The following is a 17,648-nucleotide window of genomic DNA, read 5'->3' on the forward strand; positions in this document are numbered from 1 at the left end:
TTTTAGAAAAGGATTTCGTCATCTGACGGAGGAACTTCTTCGAGGAGTGCGTCGAGAACTTCATCAGCACCATTCACCCTTCTTTTGATGAGGCGAAGCATGTTTGACAATTCAAGATAGTAACTACGGCGATTAGTTTTCTCGATGTCAACATCTCTAAAAACATCTATGCGATTCCCGTCATCATCCAGTATCGAAATTTCGATGTCATCTGCGTGACCATTTTCTCTCGGCTGCACCACGTCAATTGTTACACTCGCCGACTTAAAAGACGTTATGAAACGCGTCGACAGTGCGGTGGCGTTCCACTTAATGTCTCCATTTTTGGTCCCATCAATCAAACGGTCGGCCAGTGTAGCCCACTTTTGGATAGTCGCCTCATCAGCATCACTGTTCATTAGACAGGGCCTCCTTTAACTCCGCAATTGCTTCGATGATCGCTTCGCGTTGGTCTTGTATGACTCTTTGCGCTCTAACTGCATCGTTTGTCATAGTTTTTTTAAAGCGTAGCTTATCTGCTTCATCCCCAATTATTCTAATTTGTCCATTCAACTCTCTCAAGCGGTCACGAGCGTGGCTGGACAATTGCTGCGTGGATACATGCAATACCTCTAAAATGATGTTACGAATACGTCGAGCTCGGTCAGAGACCATTTCCCAAGACTCCGCTTCATGCCGAAGTGCCAGATCATCCAGCAGTGACCGCGCTTGGTTGAGGCTATCGAAAATTTGTATCTTGCCAACCATTTCCCGTGTTTGTTGCGAAGCTTCTTTGCTAGCTTCGGCGGCATTCTTTGCATCTCTTGCGAAGTGGATCGTCAAAATAGCCCCGAGTACCGAGGCTACCACGCCAAGCTCGTCAAACCACCAGAAATGCGAAAAATCAAAGTTGACCAAGCTGTTCTCTTTTCTCATCCATCCCAAGGCAACACATTTGCGATGGGATTGATAGCCCTGTTCGGCTGGTCAATGCGGATCCACTCCTGTGCTACTTACCGATCACCAACGCGATGTTAGCCGCCCCCTTAACCAGCCGGCCCAACAAGTCCCGCCCTACCGTTCGTCCAGCCGCCGCATCTCTGCTTCCACCTCGCCCCAGGCGGGGCGCCGGGTGGGGATGTGGTCGGCGTAGCCCTCGGGCGTGTCCATGCCCTGCAACACCCGGCCCAGCTTGGCGTGCATGAAGGCGCGCAGGACGGCGTTCATGCGCGGTTGATACCCGTGGCCCAGGCCTTTGAAAAACTTGATCACGTCTTCGTCGATCTCAAGGCTCACCTTTTTCTTGCGCCCCTTCTTCGGCACGGCCAGGGCGTGCCATTCGGTGGGGATGCGCCCACTGCTGCGCACGCGCCACGCGATGTCATATTCCAACCGCCCCAACGCCTCCGCCAGCCAATAGCGATTCTCTGCGTCCTTGGCCGATTTGACCGGAATATCTTGCGTCATGGTTCCTATCCTTTCGTTAACATCCGACGCACTATTGGGCGGAGCAGTTAACACTTTCTTGCCGGACCTTTTCGGGGGGGATATCGGGGGTGGTTTCGGGGGCCTTTCGGGGGGTGCCAAATGACGTGCCGTTCCGCTTGACGCGACGTCTCGCTTCCCGTTCCCTGATCGCCACGCGAGGAGATGAGAATGACCACAGTTTCGATTACCGGCCACGGGGTTTTCACACCGTCCGAGATTATCACCAATGACGAACTGGTGGTGGCCTTCAACGCCTACGCCGACCTGCAAAACGCTGAATTTGCTGACGAAATCGCCGCTGGCACGCGCACGGCGATCCCTCATTCGTCGGCTGACTTCATCCGCAACGCCTCGGGCATCGAGCAGCGCTATGTCCTTGATAAGGCGGGTGTTCTGGACCCCACCCGCATGTTCCCGCGCCTTGCCCAGCGCACCGATGAAGACCCCGGTCAGATGGCCGAAATGGGCGTGGATGCCTGCCGCCAAGCCCTTGATATGGCTAGCATTTCCGGGGCCGACGTGGACTTGATCATCTGCGCCGCCAGTAACCACGAACGCGCCTACCCGGCCGTCGCCATCGAGATACAGGCCCTGCTGGGCGCGGGCGGCTTTGCCTTTGACATGAACGTCGCCTGTTCGTCGGCCACTTTCGGCATACAGGCCGCCGCCGACATGGTGAAAAATGGCAATGCAAACAAAGCTTTGGTCGTCTGCCCAGAGATCTGTTCCGCCCATCTGGAATGGCGCGACCGGGACTGTCATTTCATCTTTGGCGACGTGTGCACAGCCCTGTTGATCGAGCGGGACGCGGCCCATGGGTTTCGCATCGAATCGACCCGTTGCGCCACCCAATTCAGTAACAATATTCGCAACAATAACGGTTACTTACGCCGTACCCGGGACCAGATGGAGGACCGGCGCGACATGCAATTCATGCAAAATGGACGCCGCGTTTTCAAAGAGGTGCTGCCCATGGTCAGCGCCCACATCAAAGATCACCTTGACGCAGGCGGTGTTCAGCCCGACAAATTGCGCAGGCTTTGGTTGCACCAGGCCAACAAAACGATGAACGATTTTATCGGCAAAAAGGTGATGGGCCGCGTCCCCGAACCACACGAGCAGCCCAACATTTTGCAGGACTACGCGAACACCTCTTCGGCCGGGTCGATCATCGCGTTCTCGAAATACAGTGCGGATTTTAAACCCGGCGACCGTGGACTGATTTGTTCATTCGGGGCGGGCTATTCCGTGGGATCGGTGCTGCTGACGCGTCACTAGCGGGCTGTTTCTTCCTCTAGGTGCAGCTTCATTTCCACCAGAACCTTTTGTAATTCCACGGTTTCTGCCAGCAGGCGCTTGGCCTCGTTAATTGTGATGACACCGTCCGCGATTGATAGTGAGTATTCCGACATCAGCATCGCGAACCGTTGGCTGAGCGCCACGACATCACTGTTCACATTGCCGCTTTCGTCGTTGCGGCGAGACTTCTCAAGGCTCAGGCCGATACCGTTCAGCTCCGCCAAGGCGGCTGTCACATGAGGATAGCTGGACGCGGATTCCAAGGCGGCCACCGCATCTACAGGCATGTAGCGATCCGCATGTTCGTCCGCCGCAGAAAAATAGCGTCCAAGGGTCGCCTTGGATTTGCCGGTCAATTCACACGCCGCCTGAAAGCCCACGTCTTTGATTAACGCTTCGGTATGCTTTTTGAGGTAACTGTTCATCATTGATCCCTTGCTGACGCGGTCGATCATAGTTGGTCCGCCGGGGGGAAAGCCCCAAATGGTTTCCCGCTGCGTCAGTTTACGCCTTGGAGCATAACAAATAGGTCAGCCCGTCGCTGACGCGTAATGAGGACCCGGCGTTATCGGGTAGGATTGGGGGTCCGCTGGGTCCCGCGGATCCGTCTGTTGGTGTCTGGCTTGGGTCAGACGGTCCCTCGCCAACGACGGCGCCATCACTTACAGATGGCGGGCCCCCAGTCCCTTGTCGCCCCCGTTTTGGTTTGCCAAAAGGGGCCATGGCAAAACTGTATTTCCACTATTCCACGATGAACGCGGGCAAGTCGACGCTGCTGTTGCAGGCCTCCTACAACTACATTGAACGCGGGATGGAGACCTATCTGCTGACCGCGTCTTTCGACGATCGCGCGGGTCGGGGACAGATCGGGTCACGGATCGGAATCACTGCAAATGCAGATACTTACACCACATCGACCGACCTGTTTGCGATGATTGCCAAGCGGCTGGACAAAGGCCCCTGCGCCTGTGTTTTGGTGGACGAGGCACAATGGCTGTCGCGCGACCAGGTCTGGCAACTGGCCCGGGTGGTGGACGATCTGAGCGTGCCTGTCATGTGCTATGGCCTGCGCGTCGATTTTCGTGGCGAGCTGTTCCCCGGATCCGCGGCCCTACTGGCCTTGGCAGACGAGATGCGCGAGGTGCGTACGATCTGTCACTGCGGGCGCAAGGCCACCATGGTCATCCGCGTGGACGCCGATGGCCGCGCCTTGACCGAAGGCGCACAAGTCGAGGTCGGAGGAAACGACCGCTACGTGTCCCTGTGCCGCCGCCACTTTCGCGAAGAAACTGGCGACGTCGGCTAAACCTTTGATTAATCCTTTTGGGTTAAACGGGGTTAGGTAAGGGTCGTCCTTCGACAAAGGCGATCACGTTATCCAGCGCCATGCGTCCCATATCCTCGCGCACCTCTAAGGCGGCGGTGCCAAGATGGGGCAATAGCGTGACATTTTCGAGGGCGGATAGAGCGGCTGGCACCTCGGGCTCCTGCTCATACACATCCAACCCCGCGCCCGCGATCTGACCGGAGTGCAGTGCGTCGATCAAGGCGGCCTCGTCTACGACATCGCCGCGCGCGATGTTCACAAAATGCGCATGGGGCTGCATCGCGGCAAAGGCCTGCGCGTTCATCAGATGGTGCGTCTCAGCCCCCCCGGCACGGCCATGACAATGACATCGCAGGCGGCGCAAAGTTCCGGGATCGTCGCCATTTGCTGCGCCGGCACCCCTGCATCCTTGGTCGATCGGTTGTAGAATTTGACTGTCATGTCAAAGCCATAGTGGCACCGCCGCGCGATGGCTCGGCCAATCCTGCCCATGCCGATGATGCCCACGGTCTTGCCGGACATATGCAGGCCCAGCATCTGTGTCGGGTGCCAGCCGGTCCAGTTGCCAGCGCGCAGCATACGCTCCCCCTCGCCGGTGCGGCGCAACGTGGACAGCATAAGGGTCAGGGCAATGTCGGCGGTAGCATCGGTCACGGCCCCGGGCGTGTTTGTCACCGCGACCCCTGCCGCGCGGGCAGCCGCGACGTCGATATGGTTGAACCCCACGCCAAAATTGGCCAGCAGTTTGGCGCGGATCGGCCCGGTGAAGGCGTCGGCGGTGAAAGCGTCGCCAAGGGTGGGCAGGATAACGTCAGCCTCGGCCAAGGCGGCCTGACATTCGCCCAAGTCCATAGGCAGGGTGGTATCGCGGCACGTCACGTCAAAGCGCGCCTGTGCCAAGGTCATGACGCTTTCAGGCAAACGGCGAGACACAAACAGTTTCATCAATACATCCTTCCGCCAATGGGTACGTCTTTATCAGGGATGAGCAGGACAACCTCGCCCGCCTCGTCCGGTACACCAAGCACCAGAACCTCGGACATGAATTTGCCGATTTGACGGGGTGGGAAGTTGACCACAGCCAGCACCTTGCGCCCAGGGAGCCCCTCGGGCGTGTAGTGTTTGGTGATTTGGGCCGAGGACTTTTTGATCCCCAGGTCACCCCCGAAATCCACCCAAAGCTTGATCGCAGGTTTGCGCGCCTCGGGGTAGGGTTCGGCTTGGGTAATGACGCCCACACGGATATCGACCTTGGCGAAATCTTCGAAGGAGATCATGGGCCTAGCCTTTCAGTTCGCGGGATCGGTGCGTCGCCGCCTTGACCGTCATGCGCATCAGCGGGGGCAGGCCGTGGGTGTCGTTCATCAAAACCTCCAGTCCCGCTTGGGTGGTCCCATTGGGCGAGGTAACGTTGACCCTGAGCTGCGCCGGGGTCTCATCCGCCTGCACGGCCAAGGCCCCCGCCCCGGCCACAGTGGCCTTGGCGAGCCGCATAGCAAGGTCGGGGTCAAGGCCCTGCGCCTGTCCCGCCGCAGCCATGGTTTCGATCATGTGGAACACGTACGCGGGGCCGGAGCCGGACAGGCCCGTCACCGCGTCGATCTGATCCTCGTCCTGCAGCCGCACCACATCGCCCACAGCGCGCAGCAACCCTTCGGCCATGTCCAAATGCGCCTGCGCCGCGGCGTTTCCCACCATGGCCGTGATCCCCTGACCAATGGCGGCGGGCGTGTTCGGCATGGCGCGCACGATGGGGGCGCCCGGGAACGCAGCCTCGAACGCCGCGATGGCGGTGCCAGCCGCAACGGAAATCATCACAGTCTCGGTTCCAAGGGCTTGGAGGGCAGGCAGGGCCGTTCCCATCATCTGCGGCTTGACCGCGATTATGGCGACGGCAGGACTGTCAGGCAGGCTGCTGCCAATGTGCACGCCTGTGCTGCGCAACCAATCGCTGGGCGCGGGGTCGATGACGTAGACCGCCGCAGGATCCAGCCCCCCTGTCAGCCATCCGGCCAGCATGGCAGACCCCATCTTGCCACAGCCCAACAGGACCAAGCCCCGGGCGTTGATATCGTTAAAATCCATCATGCTCCCCCGCCAGTTGCGGGCAGGTTATGCGCGGCCGTAAGCCTCTGCAATGGCGACCTGCAAGGCCTCTTCGGGGGATTTGTCAGCCCAGCACACCAGTTGAAACGCCGGGTAGAACCGCTCGGCCGTGTGTACGGCCCCGGCGATCATCCGGTCAATCTGCGCGCCACTGGCCATAGCCCCACCCGACAGCACAAGGCCGTAGCGGTAGACCATCAACTGCTGCGGCTTCCAATAGGTAAAGGCCCCGGTCCAACACATGTCGTTGGTTTGGTTCAGACAATCATAAAGGGCTGGCAGCGACGCCTCGGGCGGCTCCATCTCGAAGGTACAGACCATACGCAGGGTTTCGTCGTAGTCGGACCATGCCAGAGTAATGGAATAGGTACGCCATTGCCCGATCACGGCCATCTGGATTTGATCGTCAGCAACCCGGTCAAACTCCCATGCGTGATGCTCGGCCAATCCTTCGACGATATCAATCGGGTGCAGGTCTTCTGTTTCGAATTGTTCTGCAATTGACATGGTAGCCCCCGCCGCAATTGACGTCCACGGGTGGCGGCCCGCTAGACGCTGGTGTTATCACTAGGGCTTTGTGTTGTCGCAACCCCAGCTACGACATATGGTGGCGGAGGTTGCCCGGGCCTGTAAACCCTTATTTTAGTGGCGCACAAGGTTACCCACAACAATATGTGGGTCTGGGGACTAAACTCGGTGGGTTCAGACGATCACAGGAACGTAAGGTGCAAGTGATCGCTGCGCTGACTAGAGTGACGGAAAGAATGGAGTTTCCGATGATCCGCACCCTTTGCGCCTGCGCCGCCCTTGTGGTCGCCACACCTGCCCTTGCCACCAACTTGTCCTTTGACCGATCCTGGAAGGAACAGGGGTTCTTGCGTTTGTTCACCAATGACTATGGATTGAACGGCAACACGCTGGACGTGGAATCCGATGGCACCGTGTCCCTGCTTTGGCGTCCAGTGCCCGACGCCGCTCGGGGTTCGACAGCCGCCAGCTGGTCTTGGGCCGTCGAACAAGGCGTCACCGCCACTGACCTTTCACGCAAAGGGGGAGACGACCGCAACCTTGCGATCTACTTCGCGTTCACTTCGCCCGAGACTGTGGACAGCATCAACCCGAACCGTGCCGCGCGGTTGCTGCGCGCCCCGGACACCAAGGTGTTGGTCTATGTCTGGGGTGGTGCCAATACGACGGGACCAACGCAAAGCCCCTATCTGCCCGGTCTCAAGACCATCGTGAAACGCCCCGCGAGCACAGGCCAGTTCAACGAAACCGTCGATCTGGCCGCCGATTTTCAGCGCGCCTTCGGTGAGCCGCAGACCGTCCTTGTGGGCGTTGGCATCAGTGCGGACAGCGATGACACCGACACATACATCAAGGCCAGAGTCAGTGGCCTGACGTTACGCTAGGTCGGGTCGCGCCAGCGGTTCACAATTGGGTAACGCCGGTCCAACCAGAATGCCCGTTGCGTCAAACGCGCACCGGGTGCGGACTGGAAGCGTTTGTATTCACTGACATAAAGCAGCCACTCCACCCTCTTGACCGTTTCAGCATCATGGCCTTGGGCGACGATCTGTGCGACCGACAGTTCGTTCTCGATCAACCCTTCTAGGATGGCATCCAACACCTCGTAGGGGGGCAGGCTGTCTTCGTCCTTTTGATCATCGCGCAGTTCGGCCGATGGCGGTTTTTCGATGACACGTAGGGGGATCACCTCTCCCGCTGGGCCCTTCATCCACGGCGCGTGGTGCGCATTGCGCCACCGGCAGACGTCGAAGACGCGGGTTTTATAAAGGTCCTTGATCGGGTTATAGCCCCCCGCCATATCGCCGTAGATCGTTGCGTAGCCGACGGCGACCTCGGACTTGTTGCCGGTGGTCAACAGCATCTCGCCAAACTTGTTGGACAGCGCCATCAAGAGCAGCCCCCGCAAACGCGACTGCAGGTTCTCTTCAGTCACATCTGCGGCCAGCCCGTCGAACAGCGGACCCAGAACCTCTGTCACCGCAGCACGCGGACCGCTGATGGGCAAGGTATCCAGCCGGGTGCCAAGACGGTCCGCCACCCCCGCCGCGTCCTCTAGGGAATGGGCAGAGGTGTATTCCGACGGCAGCATCACGCAGCGCACGTTTTCAGGACCAAGGGCGTCGGCGGCAATAGCGGCGACAATGGCCGAATCCACCCCGCCGGACAGGCCCAGCACCGCCTTGGAAAAGCCTGCCTTGCCCATGTAGTCGCGCAAAGCGACGACCATGCAGTGATAGTCCGCGCCGTGCCCCTCGGGCTGCGCGGCCATTGTGCCGGGCCGGGCGCGCCAGCCCGCGTCGGTGAGGTCGAAATCCACATGCTCGATCCCTTCGACAAAGGACTCCATGTGACAGGTCATCTGTCCACCCGGGTTCAACACGAAGCTGGCCCCGTCAAACACCTGGTCATCCTGCCCACCGCACAGGTTCAGGTAGGCCGCAGGCAGGCCCGTTTCGACCGTGCGCGCGACGATATGGGCAAAGCGCACGTCTTGCTTGCCGCGGAAATAGGGGGAGCCATTGGGGATCACGAGGATCTCTGCCCCGGTTTCGGCCAGGGTTTCGGTCACATCCTCGAACCAGGCATCCTCGCAGATCGGGGTACCGATCCGCACGCCCGCCACCGAATAGGGGCCAGAGACGTCGCCGGACTGAAAAAAGCGTTGTTCATCAAAGACTTTGTAGTTAGGCAAATGGTGTTTAAGGATCCGCGCCTTGACCGTGCCGCCTTCAATCACGACCCAAGCGTTGAAAGGTTTATCTTCCCCCTCGGGCCAATAAGGCAGACCAATGCCTAGGGCCGGACCCTCCGCGCAATCCTTCGCAAGTTGCATTAAATGCCGCTCACAATCGGCCACGAAGGCCGGTTTGCGCACAAGGTCCATGGGTTGGTAGCCAGACAGGAACATTTCCGGCAGGGCGACCATGTCAGCCCCCGCCGCCTTGCCCTGCGCCCACGCAGCGCGCGCCTTGTCAGCATTGCCCGCCAGATCGCCCATTGTGGCATTCATCTGCGCCATGGTCAGTCGAAACGTTTTGAACATCTGCGCCCCCTCTTGCATCCTTGCCCCACCTACCCCACGTCCGCGTCGGAGGGAATGCGCCAATCGCCGGGAAAAGAATTGCCCCCGTGCCCCCCTGATTTAGCCTTTCCTTAACCAGAGTCACACCATCTGTGGGAGCATGCTTGTGATCATCGCCCGAACTTTTGCGTTTGTTGCCTTTGCCGTGACGGCCGCCGTGCCCGCGTCGGCGCAGGACGGCGCTGTGCAGACCAAGCAGTATGACGGTGGCGGGATCTACGAGGGCACCTTTCGGAACGGCCAGCAACACGGCACCGGCACCTACAAGTTGCCCAATGGGTACGAATACACCGGCGAATGGGTTGATGGCGAAATTCGCGGCCAAGGCACGGCGCGCTTCCCGGATGGATCGGTCTATGTCGGCGCCTTTATCGAGGGCAAGCCAGAGGGTCAGGGCAAAATCACCTTCGCGGACGGTGGCACCTATGAGGGCGATTGGCTGGATGGTAAGATCACCGGACAGGGCGTGGCTGATTACGCAAACGGGGTGCGGTACACAGGTGGTTTTGTAAACGCGCTGCACGATGGGCAGGGTGTCATGGAAAGCCCCACAGGATATCGGTACGAAGGATCGTGGGTCGCCGGGCTGAAAGATGGCCAAGGCGAGATCACCTATCCCGACGGCGCAACTTACGTGGGTCAGATGGCAAACGGCCAGCGCGAAGGTCAAGGCACCCTGACCATGACCGATGGGCTGGTCTACGTCGGCAATTGGAAATCCGGCCAAATCAATGGCTTGGGCAAGCTGACGCAAGCCAACGGGGACGTCTACGAGGGCCTATTGGTGGACGGTCAACGGCATGGAACGGGCTCGGTCGCCTATGCCAACGGAGACGTCTACGAAGGTGAATTCGCCGATGACAAGCGTCACGGACAAGGCGTGTTCAAAGGTACTGACGGTTATGAGTATGTGGGCAGCTGGGTCGAAGGTCGGATCGAGGGCGAGGGGCAAGTCACCTATCCCGATGGGTCCGTCTATGTTGGCCAGTTTCGCAATGATCTCGCCCATGGCATCGGGACGATCACCTATCCTGACGGGTCAACATACGAAGGCGCATGGGTTGATGGGGTAATCGAAGGCGTCGGTGTCGCTCGTTACCCCAACGGCCTTGTCTACGAAGGAGAGTTCCGCGCCGCCAAGAACCACGGCCGGGGCGTGATGACGTTTACAGACGGTTATCGCTATGAAGGCGATTGGAATGACGGTTTGCGCCACGGACAAGGCATTGCGACATATGCCGATGGCACAACATACGAAGGTGCGTTCCTGAACGGCCAGCGCGAAGGTACGGGCAAGATCGTCATGCCCGATGGCTTTACATATCTTGGCGAATGGCTGGCCGGCGAAATCCACGGGCAGGGCATCGCCACTTACGCCAATGGCGACATCTACGAGGGCAACTTTGCGAATGGCAAACGTCAGGGCGCCGGCACCATGCGCTACGCGACCGGAGAGGTCGAGAGCGGTGAATGGGAAGATGGGCGCTTGACCGATATTGAGGCCGTTCAGGCGGAACCGGGGACCGTTTCGGAAGCAACTGCGGAGCCTGCCGAAACCGACGGCTGATCATTCCGCTTCAAGCGCGTCCTCCAGATGAGGGATCAGATTGTTCCACACCTCGGACGGCGCCGAGCCGTTTGGAACGATCAAAAGTGGCACACCTGCTTCGTCCAAGGCCTGCGCTTTGGCTCGATCGCGCTTTTGGTAGTCGCCCTGAAAATGGCCTTCGCCGTGGTACTCAATCGCGACTAGGGGTAAACCCCGGTCGTCAAGCAACAGGTAGTCCACGCGTTTTTCACAAAAAGTCTCCCGTGTAGACATCCATGCGTCACGATCAGCACGGCGATCCACGTGCAAAAACGCATCCATGGAAACTTGCGCATGGATGGAAAACAGCGGCGCTTCACTTTCCAGTTTATCGAAAAGCCAGTGGAACAGACGCAATTCGGCCTTGTTCATCATCGGAACAGGATGGATCGCGACGCGCTTTGGCGTATCCAGCTTCGCGGGCCTTTTGGGCAAAGGCGTCACGTCTTGCCCGCCACTGTAATCCTGATCCCACGACCCCGACCCCGTCAACACAGGTTTGGGCTGCGCGGCTTTTGCCCCATCCTCGCTAGCCAATTTGCGCAGCGTAATGGCTGCCATTTCATTGGCTTCTGCTGCGCGCTTCGGCACGCCGCCGGACATGGATTGGATGAGTTTGGACAACATAGGGACACCCTTGGTACTGCGTTATGGCTATGTTGAAATCAGTCTGTGTCTAAATCTGGGCAAAAGAGAGGGCTTTAGAAGGATTGTTTCAGACAACTTCACCGTTGGTTAACTTTGCCAAGATCGCGTCACCATCCGCCAAAACCGTCTCGCGCCTGTCCTCGTCCATGCGGTCCCACGTACGATACATCTGCGCCATGCGTGGGTTCTTTGCGAACAAGTCCCTGTTCCGATTGAGAAAATTCCAATACAGCAGGTTGAAAGGACATGCGCCCTCGCCTGTTTTCTGGCTGACCTTGTAGTGGCAGCCTTTGCAGTAGTTCGACATTTTGTTGATATAGTTGCCACCCGAGACATACGGTTTGCTTGCCACAATTCCACCGTCCGCAAACTGTGACATGCCAATCACGTTCGGAGCCTCGACCCATTCATAAGCGTCGGCGTAGACGGCCAAGTACCATTCGTGCACCTGATGCGGATCGACCCCCGCCAATAACGCGAAATTGCCGGTGATCATCAGCCGTTGGATGTGGTGTGCATAGGCGTGTTTTTCCGTGCACGCGACCGCGTGTTCCACGCAACGCATATTGGTCTTTCCGCCCCAATATAAATCCGGAAGGTCGCGCGTATGGTTCAGGTCATTCCGTTTGGTATAGTCGGGGCCTTGCAGGAAATAGATGCCGCGGATGTATTCGCGCCAGCCTATGATTTGCCGGATAAAGCCCTCCACAGCGTTAAGCGGTGCATGTCCGGATCGGTACGCCTCGGCCGCGGCATCGCAGGCTTCGGACCAAGGCAAGAGGCCTGCGTTGATGTACATGGAAATGATGGAATGATAGAGGAAATCCTCTTCAGCGAGCATCGCGTCTTGGAAATCCCCGAACTTGGGTAGGGCGTTCTGGATGAAATGGGTCAGTGCCCGGCGCGCGCCTTCGCGGTCTGTAGCAAACCAAAAGTCGTCCAGGTCCCCGAAGTGGTTGTCGAACCGGGCACGGACCAGTTCCAGCACCTCGGCGGTCACATCATCCGGGGTGAACCGCATGGGGCCGGAGTGGGTAATCTCGTCCGGCGCGGGCTTGCGGTTGTCGTGATCGTAGTTCCACTTGCCACCCTCAGGTTGATCACCGTCCATCAACAGCCCGGTTTTGCGGCGCATGTCGCGGTAGAAATACTCCATCCGCAGTTGCTTGCGCCCCTCGGCCCAAGCCTCGAACTCTGCATGGTCACACAGAAACCTGTCGTCCGGGAATTGGTGCACCGGAATCGGGCAGTCCTCCAGGGCGCTGATGACGCGGAACTCGCCGGGCTCTGTGGCCAAAACTTCGTCACCACCCACAGCCAGCAGGGCTTCGGTGATCGAGGTCAGCCCCTCGCCCAGCTTGAAGTACCGCACCGTCCAGCCGTCGTCCCGCAACTGCGCCGCGAACTTACGCATGGACGCGAAAATGAAGGCGATCTTTTTGGGGTGATGGCGAACATAGGACGCCTCGTCCCAGACCTCGGCCATCACGACCGTATCCGTGGACTTGTCCCCTTCGCGCAGGGCAGACAATTCGGGGGACAGCTGGTCGCCCAGCACAAGGATAAGGCGGTTCACCACGGCACCTGCGCACCGGAATAGTCAAAGAAGCCGCCGGTTTGCGCCGGCGTCAGCCCGTCCATCACATCACACAGGTTGCGCGCGGCCTCGGCGGCATCGACTTTCTTGTGGGCCGGGTAGTTCGCCGTGAATTCCGTCGCAACGGTGCCCGGGTGCAGGGCAACGACGCAGGACTGTTTGTGGCTGCGCAACAGCTCGATCCCTGCCCCGTGCACGATCTGGTTGGCCGCCGCCTTCGACGCGCGATAGCTATGCCAGCCCCCCATACGGTTATCTCCGATGGATCCGACCCGCGCCGTTAGCACCGTCGTGACCGAAGGCGCATCTTTGGGCAGCAGGCGCGCGGCGTGGCGCAGGATCAACGCCGGGCCAATGGTGTTGGCCCAAAGGACCTGCGCCATGACGTCCGCGTCAATCGCGGACAGGGATTTTTCTGGCGCGGCCCCCTCCGGTGCCAAGATGCCCGTGGCCACGAAAATACGTGCGAAGGGGCCATCCAAGCGGCCAAGCAAGGTGTCCACCACCTCTGGGCTGCGCACATCCAGCCCGTCGCCAGATCGCGACAGCCCTGTCACCCCATAGCCGCGCGCCGATAATTCTGCCCCGACCGCGGCACCGATGCCACCCGAGGACCCTATGATCAAAGCATTTTCCATGATCAGCCAGCTAGCCGCCGATAAAGGCTTTTCAAACGAAATTGTGTCAGCCATACATTTGGCATGGCATCGCGCACACATACTCCGTCCCGCATCCGCGGCGACCTCGCGCTACTCCTACTTAGCCTAAGCTGAGCGGGCCTTCTTGGCGCGACCGCTCGGTTGGTTGCAGCGCCAAGATAAATCCCCCACAAGACCGCAAAAGCTAAGAGGCCATCATGACCGATAAAGTTGTAATTTTCGACACCACCCTGCGCGACGGCGAACAATCCCCCGGCGCAACCATGACCCACGACGAAAAACTGGAGATTGCGGAACTGCTGGACGACATGGGCGTCGACATCATCGAGGCGGGGTTTCCCATTGCATCCGAAGGCGACTTTCAGGCCGTTTCAGAGATCGCACAGCGGTCCAAGAAGTCTGTGATCTGCGGGCTGGCCCGTGCGAATTTCAAGGATATCGACCGCTGTTTCGAGGCGGTCAAACATGCCGCGCAGCCGCGCATCCACACTTTCATAGGCACCTCGCCCCTGCACCGGGCGATCCCCAACCTGACCATGGACGAAATGGCGGATAAGATCCACGAAACCGTCACCCATGCCCGCAACCTGACCGACAACGTGCAGTGGTCGCCCATGGATGCCACGCGCACCGAATGGGACTACCTTGCCCGCGTCGTGGAGATTGCGATCAAGGCCGGGGCGACGACGATCAACATCCCCGACACCGTGGGCTATACCGCACCTGTCGAAAGCGCCGATCTGATCCGCCGCTTGATCGCCGAAGTGCCCGGCGCCGACGAGGTGATCTTTGCCACCCACTGCCACAACGACCTTGGCATGGCGACCGCCAACGCCCTGGCCGCTGTTGACGGGGGTGCGCGCCAGATTGAATGTACGATCAACGGCCTTGGGGAACGTGCGGGCAACACCGCGCTGGAAGAGGTCGTGATGGCCCTGAAAGTGCGCAGCGACATCATGCCGTTTCACACGGGCGTGGACACCACCAAGATCATGCACATCAGTCGCCGGGTCAGCACCGTGTCCGGTTTCGTGGTCCAGCCCAACAAAGCGATCGTCGGCAAGAACGCCTTTGCCCACGAAAGCGGCATCCATCAGGACGGCATGCTGAAGAACCGCGAGAACTTCGAGATTATGCGGCCCGAGGATATCGGGTTAGCGGGCACCTCTCTGCCACTTGGCAAACACTCTGGCCGGGCGGCGCTGCGCGACAAGATGGACAAGCTGGGGTTCGATCTGGCGGATAACCAGTTGAACGATGTCTTTGTGCGGTTCAAAGCACTGGCGGACCGCAAGAAAGAGATTTTCGACGAAGACCTTATCGCGCTGATGCAGGCCGAAGAACGCGAGGGCCAGGACCGGGTCCGGGTCAAATCCCTGCGCGTGGTCTGCGGCACCCATGGTCCCCAGACCGCCGATCTGACCTTGACCATCGATGATCAGGATCACCAGCACGAGGCCGAAGGCGACGGCCCGGTGGACGCGGCCTTCAATGCGGTCAAGGCCATGGTGCCCCACAACGCGCGTCTGCAACTGTATCAGGTGCACGCCGTGACCGAGGGTACCGACGCCCAAGCCACCGTTTCCGTCCGCATGGAGGAGGAGGGCCGCATCGTCACGGGCCAGTCCGCCGACACCGATACGGTCGTGGCCAGCGTCAAGGCCTACGTCAACGCGCTGAACCGTCTGATGGTGCGGCGCGAAAAAGGCGGCTCTGACAGGCCCGAGGTGCGCTACACCGACGCCACCTAAACAGACCCAAGGTCCCGAAACTCCGGCGGAATGTCGCTGCATTGCGCAGGTTTGGGGCCTTGTCCCGCCGCCCCCTTAGGGTCTAAATGCGCCACAGCGTGACGAGTGGAGTCGCGCGGGCACAGTGAAGGTGACCACGGATGGTTTTTGGTTTAAGCAGCTTGTTTTCGTCAGACATGGCAATCGACCTCGGCACGGCGAACACGCTGGTCTACGTCAAGGGTAAGGGCATTATCCTGAACGAACCCTCCGTTGTGGCCTATCACACCAAGGGCGGCCGCAAAGAGGTTATGGCCGTGGGTGAGGATGCCAAGCTGATGCTGGGCCGGACCCCCGGCACCATCGAGGCGATCCGCCCCATGCGCGACGGTGTGATTGCAGATTTCGACACCGCAGAAGAGATGATCAAGCAGTTCATCCGCAAGGTTCACAAACGCACGACATTCACCAAGCCCAAGATCATTGTCTGTGTGCCCCACGGCGCGACACCCGTGGAAAAACGCGCCATCCGCCAGTCGGTTCTAGGGGCCGGCGCGCGCAAGGCCGGTCTGATTGCCGAACCCATCGCAGCGGCCATCGGGGCCGGTATGCCGATCACGGACCCCACGGGCTCCATGGTTGTGGACATCGGCGGCGGCACCACGGAGGTTGCGGTGCTATCCTTGGGTGACATCGTCTACGCACGCTCTGTCCGCGTGGGTGGGGACCGCATGGACGAAGCACTCATCAGCTACCTGCGCCGCCATCAGAACTTGCTGGTGGGCGAGGCGACAGCAGAGCGCATCAAAACCTCCATCGGGACGGCACGGATGCCCGACGATGGACGCGGGGCCTCCATGACGATCCGGGGCCGTGACCTGTTGAACGGTGTGCCCAAGGAAACAGAAATCACCCAAGCCCAGGTGGCCGAGGCGTTGGCCGAACCCGTCCAGCAAATCTGCGAGGCTGTGATGCAGGCGCTGGAATCCACGCCGCCCGATCTGGCAGCCGATATCGTGGACCGCGGGGTCATGCTGACCGGTGGCGGTGCGCTGCTGGGCGAGTTGGACCTGGCTTTGCGCGAACAGACCGGCCTTGCGATCTCGGTCGCGGACGAAAGCCTGAACTGTGTGGCTTTGGGCACGGGCAAGGCGCTAGAGTACGAAAAACAGCTGATGCACGTGATCGACTACGACAGTTAACGCGAGGGCTGGATGGCCAGAGCGACCGACCAAGACCTGTACCAACGTCCCCTGCGCCGCCTGCTTTTGGCGGTGCTGGTTATTTTGCTGCTTGGTCTGATCCTGCTTTGGCGCATTGACAACCCCCGCGCCGAACGCCTGCGCGCGCAGATCGTGGATGCGGTGGTCCCGAATATGAGCTGGGCCTTGGCTCCCGTCACCCAAGCGGGCCGCATGTTGGACGATTTCCAAGGCTACGCCCGGGTCTATGAGCAAAATCAGGAACTGCGGCGCGAATTGCAGGAAATGAAGGCATGGCGCGAGGCCGCAACGCAGCTGGAACAGGAAAACGCCCGCCTTTTGGACCTCAACAACATGCAGCTGTCCCCAAGCCTGACCTACGTGGGCGGCGTGGTTCTGACCGATGCGGGCAGCCCGTTTCGCCGGTCTGTTCTGCTGAACATCGGGGCAGATGACGGCATAATGGACGGTTGGGCCGCAATTGACGGTCTTGGCGTGGTGGGCCGGATTTCGGGGGTTGGGGATACGACGTCGCGCGTGATCCTTGTGACGGACGCGAACTCTCGTATCCCGGTCACGATCCAACCTTCGGGGGCGCAGGCGATCCTTGCGGGGGATACAACGGCCATGCCCACCATGGAATTCATCGAGCGGTCCATTGATATCCGCCCCGGGGATCGAATCGTCACCTCCGGCGACGGCGGGATCTTCCCGCCCGATCTGCTGGTGGGTCAGCTTGTGCAAGGGCCGGATCGGCGCTGGCGCGTCCGTCTTGCAGCCGACATGGGCCGGCTGGAATTTCTGCGCGTGCTGCGGTCCCACGGGGTCGAGCGGATCGACAGCCCCGGCACTCTGATCGCGCCGCCCCAAGCACCCCTTCCCGAAGTCACCGAGACCGAAGGAGGCTAGGGCC

The 17,648-nt window shown here is 59.8% G+C and carries 18 protein-coding genes and 1 pseudogene; 7 read left to right on the plus strand and 12 right to left on the minus strand.

Translation table 11 applies throughout. The annotated features are described in order from the left end of the window. Positions 1 to 2 precede the first annotated feature (2 nt). The 3 genes from ACZ1G0_RS12820 to ACZ1G0_RS12830 form a co-directional block, all read right to left on the minus strand. Positions 3 to 398, minus strand: a complete 396-nt coding sequence (locus tag ACZ1G0_RS12820) for a hypothetical protein (RefSeq protein WP_472737294.1) — start codon at positions 396 to 398, stop codon at positions 3 to 5. Further along, on the minus strand, positions 388 to 915 hold the full coding sequence (locus ACZ1G0_RS12825) for a hypothetical protein (RefSeq protein ID WP_472737295.1): 528 nt from the start codon (positions 913 to 915) through the stop codon (positions 388 to 390). The genes ACZ1G0_RS12820 and ACZ1G0_RS12825 overlap by 11 nt, the downstream gene beginning before the upstream one ends. Before the next feature lie 138 nt (positions 916 to 1,053). After that, positions 1,054 to 1,446, minus strand: a complete 393-nt coding sequence (locus tag ACZ1G0_RS12830; RefSeq protein ID WP_472737296.1) for a BrnA antitoxin family protein — start codon at positions 1,444 to 1,446, stop codon at positions 1,054 to 1,056. A 189-nt stretch (positions 1,447 to 1,635) separates the two neighbouring features. Between ACZ1G0_RS12830 and ACZ1G0_RS12835 the strand changes: the two genes are divergently transcribed. Beyond that, positions 1,636 to 2,745 carry a beta-ketoacyl-ACP synthase III gene (locus ACZ1G0_RS12835; protein WP_472737297.1) on the plus strand — a complete coding sequence of 370 codons (1,110 nt, stop codon included), beginning with the start codon at positions 1,636 to 1,638 and terminating at the stop codon, positions 2,743 to 2,745. Here ACZ1G0_RS12835 and ACZ1G0_RS12840 read toward each other — a convergent pair. After that, positions 2,742 to 3,191, minus strand: a complete 450-nt coding sequence (locus ACZ1G0_RS12840) for a hypothetical protein (protein ID WP_472737298.1) — start codon at positions 3,189 to 3,191, stop codon at positions 2,742 to 2,744. The two genes, ACZ1G0_RS12835 and ACZ1G0_RS12840, sit on opposite strands and share 4 nt — an antisense overlap. 296 nt (positions 3,192 to 3,487) lie before the next feature. Between ACZ1G0_RS12840 and ACZ1G0_RS12845 the strand changes: the two genes are divergently transcribed. Continuing rightward, the gene (locus ACZ1G0_RS12845) at positions 3,488 to 4,072 is read left to right on the plus strand and encodes a thymidine kinase (protein ID WP_472737299.1); all 585 of its coding nucleotides are present in this window, start codon (positions 3,488 to 3,490) and stop codon (positions 4,070 to 4,072) included. Positions 4,073 to 4,094: 22 nt separating this feature from the next. On the opposite strand, the pseudogene ACZ1G0_RS12850 reads toward ACZ1G0_RS12845, so the two are convergent. The 4 genes and pseudogenes from ACZ1G0_RS12850 to ACZ1G0_RS12865 all read right to left on the minus strand — a co-directional run bounded on the left by ACZ1G0_RS12850 (position 4,095) and on the right by ACZ1G0_RS12865 (position 6,706). Beyond that, positions 4,095 to 5,038 (minus strand): annotated as a pseudogene (locus tag ACZ1G0_RS12850) (2-hydroxyacid dehydrogenase). Next, a complete protein-coding gene (locus tag ACZ1G0_RS12855) occupies positions 5,038 to 5,370 on the minus strand; it encodes a tRNA-binding protein (protein WP_472737300.1) in 333 nt (110 codons plus the stop codon). The pseudogene ACZ1G0_RS12850 and the gene ACZ1G0_RS12855 overlap by 1 nt, the downstream one beginning before the upstream one ends. A gap of 4 nt (positions 5,371 to 5,374) precedes the next feature. Continuing rightward, positions 5,375 to 6,178 (minus strand): pyrroline-5-carboxylate reductase, encoded by an 804-nt coding sequence (gene proC / locus ACZ1G0_RS12860; protein WP_472737815.1) that lies wholly within the window; start codon positions 6,176 to 6,178, stop codon positions 5,375 to 5,377. A gap of 27 nt (positions 6,179 to 6,205) precedes the next feature. Beyond that, on the minus strand, positions 6,206 to 6,706 hold the full coding sequence (locus ACZ1G0_RS12865) for a type III secretion system chaperone family protein (RefSeq protein ID WP_472737301.1): 501 nt from the start codon (positions 6,704 to 6,706) through the stop codon (positions 6,206 to 6,208). A 269-nt stretch (positions 6,707 to 6,975) separates the two neighbouring features. Between ACZ1G0_RS12865 and ACZ1G0_RS12870 the strand changes: the two genes are divergently transcribed. Beyond that, positions 6,976 to 7,611: a DUF3047 domain-containing protein gene (locus ACZ1G0_RS12870; RefSeq protein WP_472737302.1), complete on the plus strand. Its 636-nt coding sequence runs from the start codon at positions 6,976 to 6,978 to the stop codon at positions 7,609 to 7,611. Here ACZ1G0_RS12870 and ACZ1G0_RS12875 read toward each other — a convergent pair. Then, positions 7,608 to 9,272, minus strand: coding sequence for an NAD+ synthase (locus tag ACZ1G0_RS12875; RefSeq protein WP_472737303.1), 1,665 nt, complete (start codon positions 9,270 to 9,272; stop codon positions 7,608 to 7,610). The genes ACZ1G0_RS12870 and ACZ1G0_RS12875 overlap by 4 nt on opposite strands. A 145-nt stretch (positions 9,273 to 9,417) precedes the next feature. On the opposite strand from ACZ1G0_RS12875, the gene ACZ1G0_RS12880 reads away from it, so the two are divergent. Next, entirely contained in the window at positions 9,418 to 10,878 is a 1,461-nt protein-coding gene (locus ACZ1G0_RS12880) for an MORN repeat-containing protein (protein ID WP_472737304.1), read from the plus strand. On the opposite strand, the gene ACZ1G0_RS12885 is transcribed toward ACZ1G0_RS12880, so the two are convergent. The 3 genes from ACZ1G0_RS12885 to ACZ1G0_RS12895 form a co-directional block, all read right to left on the minus strand. After that, complete coding sequence (locus tag ACZ1G0_RS12885; RefSeq protein WP_472737305.1) at positions 10,879 to 11,526, minus strand: DUF2726 domain-containing protein; 648 nt, start codon at positions 11,524 to 11,526, stop codon at positions 10,879 to 10,881. It lies immediately after the preceding gene. 88 nt (positions 11,527 to 11,614) lie between these two features. Then, complete coding sequence (locus tag ACZ1G0_RS12890; RefSeq protein ID WP_472737306.1) at positions 11,615 to 13,126, minus strand: cryptochrome/photolyase family protein; 1,512 nt, start codon at positions 13,124 to 13,126, stop codon at positions 11,615 to 11,617. Then, positions 13,120 to 13,782, minus strand: a complete 663-nt coding sequence (locus ACZ1G0_RS12895; RefSeq protein WP_472737816.1) for an SDR family oxidoreductase — start codon at positions 13,780 to 13,782, stop codon at positions 13,120 to 13,122. The genes ACZ1G0_RS12890 and ACZ1G0_RS12895 overlap by 7 nt, the downstream gene beginning before the upstream one ends. 218 nt (positions 13,783 to 14,000) lie before the next feature. Here ACZ1G0_RS12895 and ACZ1G0_RS12900 point away from each other — a divergent pair, with 218 nt between their 5' ends. The 3 genes from ACZ1G0_RS12900 (at position 14,001) to mreC (ending at position 17,644) form a co-directional block, all read left to right on the plus strand. Further along, positions 14,001 to 15,554: a 2-isopropylmalate synthase gene (locus ACZ1G0_RS12900; protein WP_472737307.1), complete on the plus strand. Its 1,554-nt coding sequence runs from the start codon at positions 14,001 to 14,003 to the stop codon at positions 15,552 to 15,554. Between the two features lie 140 nt (positions 15,555 to 15,694). Next, positions 15,695 to 16,735, plus strand: a complete 1,041-nt coding sequence (locus ACZ1G0_RS12905) for a rod shape-determining protein (protein ID WP_472737308.1) — start codon at positions 15,695 to 15,697, stop codon at positions 16,733 to 16,735. 12 nt (positions 16,736 to 16,747) lie between these two features. Next, positions 16,748 to 17,644: a rod shape-determining protein MreC gene (gene mreC, locus ACZ1G0_RS12910; RefSeq protein WP_472737309.1), complete on the plus strand. Its 897-nt coding sequence runs from the start codon at positions 16,748 to 16,750 to the stop codon at positions 17,642 to 17,644. Positions 17,645 to 17,648: the final 4 nt, after the last annotated feature.

The sequence above is a fragment of the Thalassobacter sp. HA4-2 genome (genome assembly GCF_055693705.1).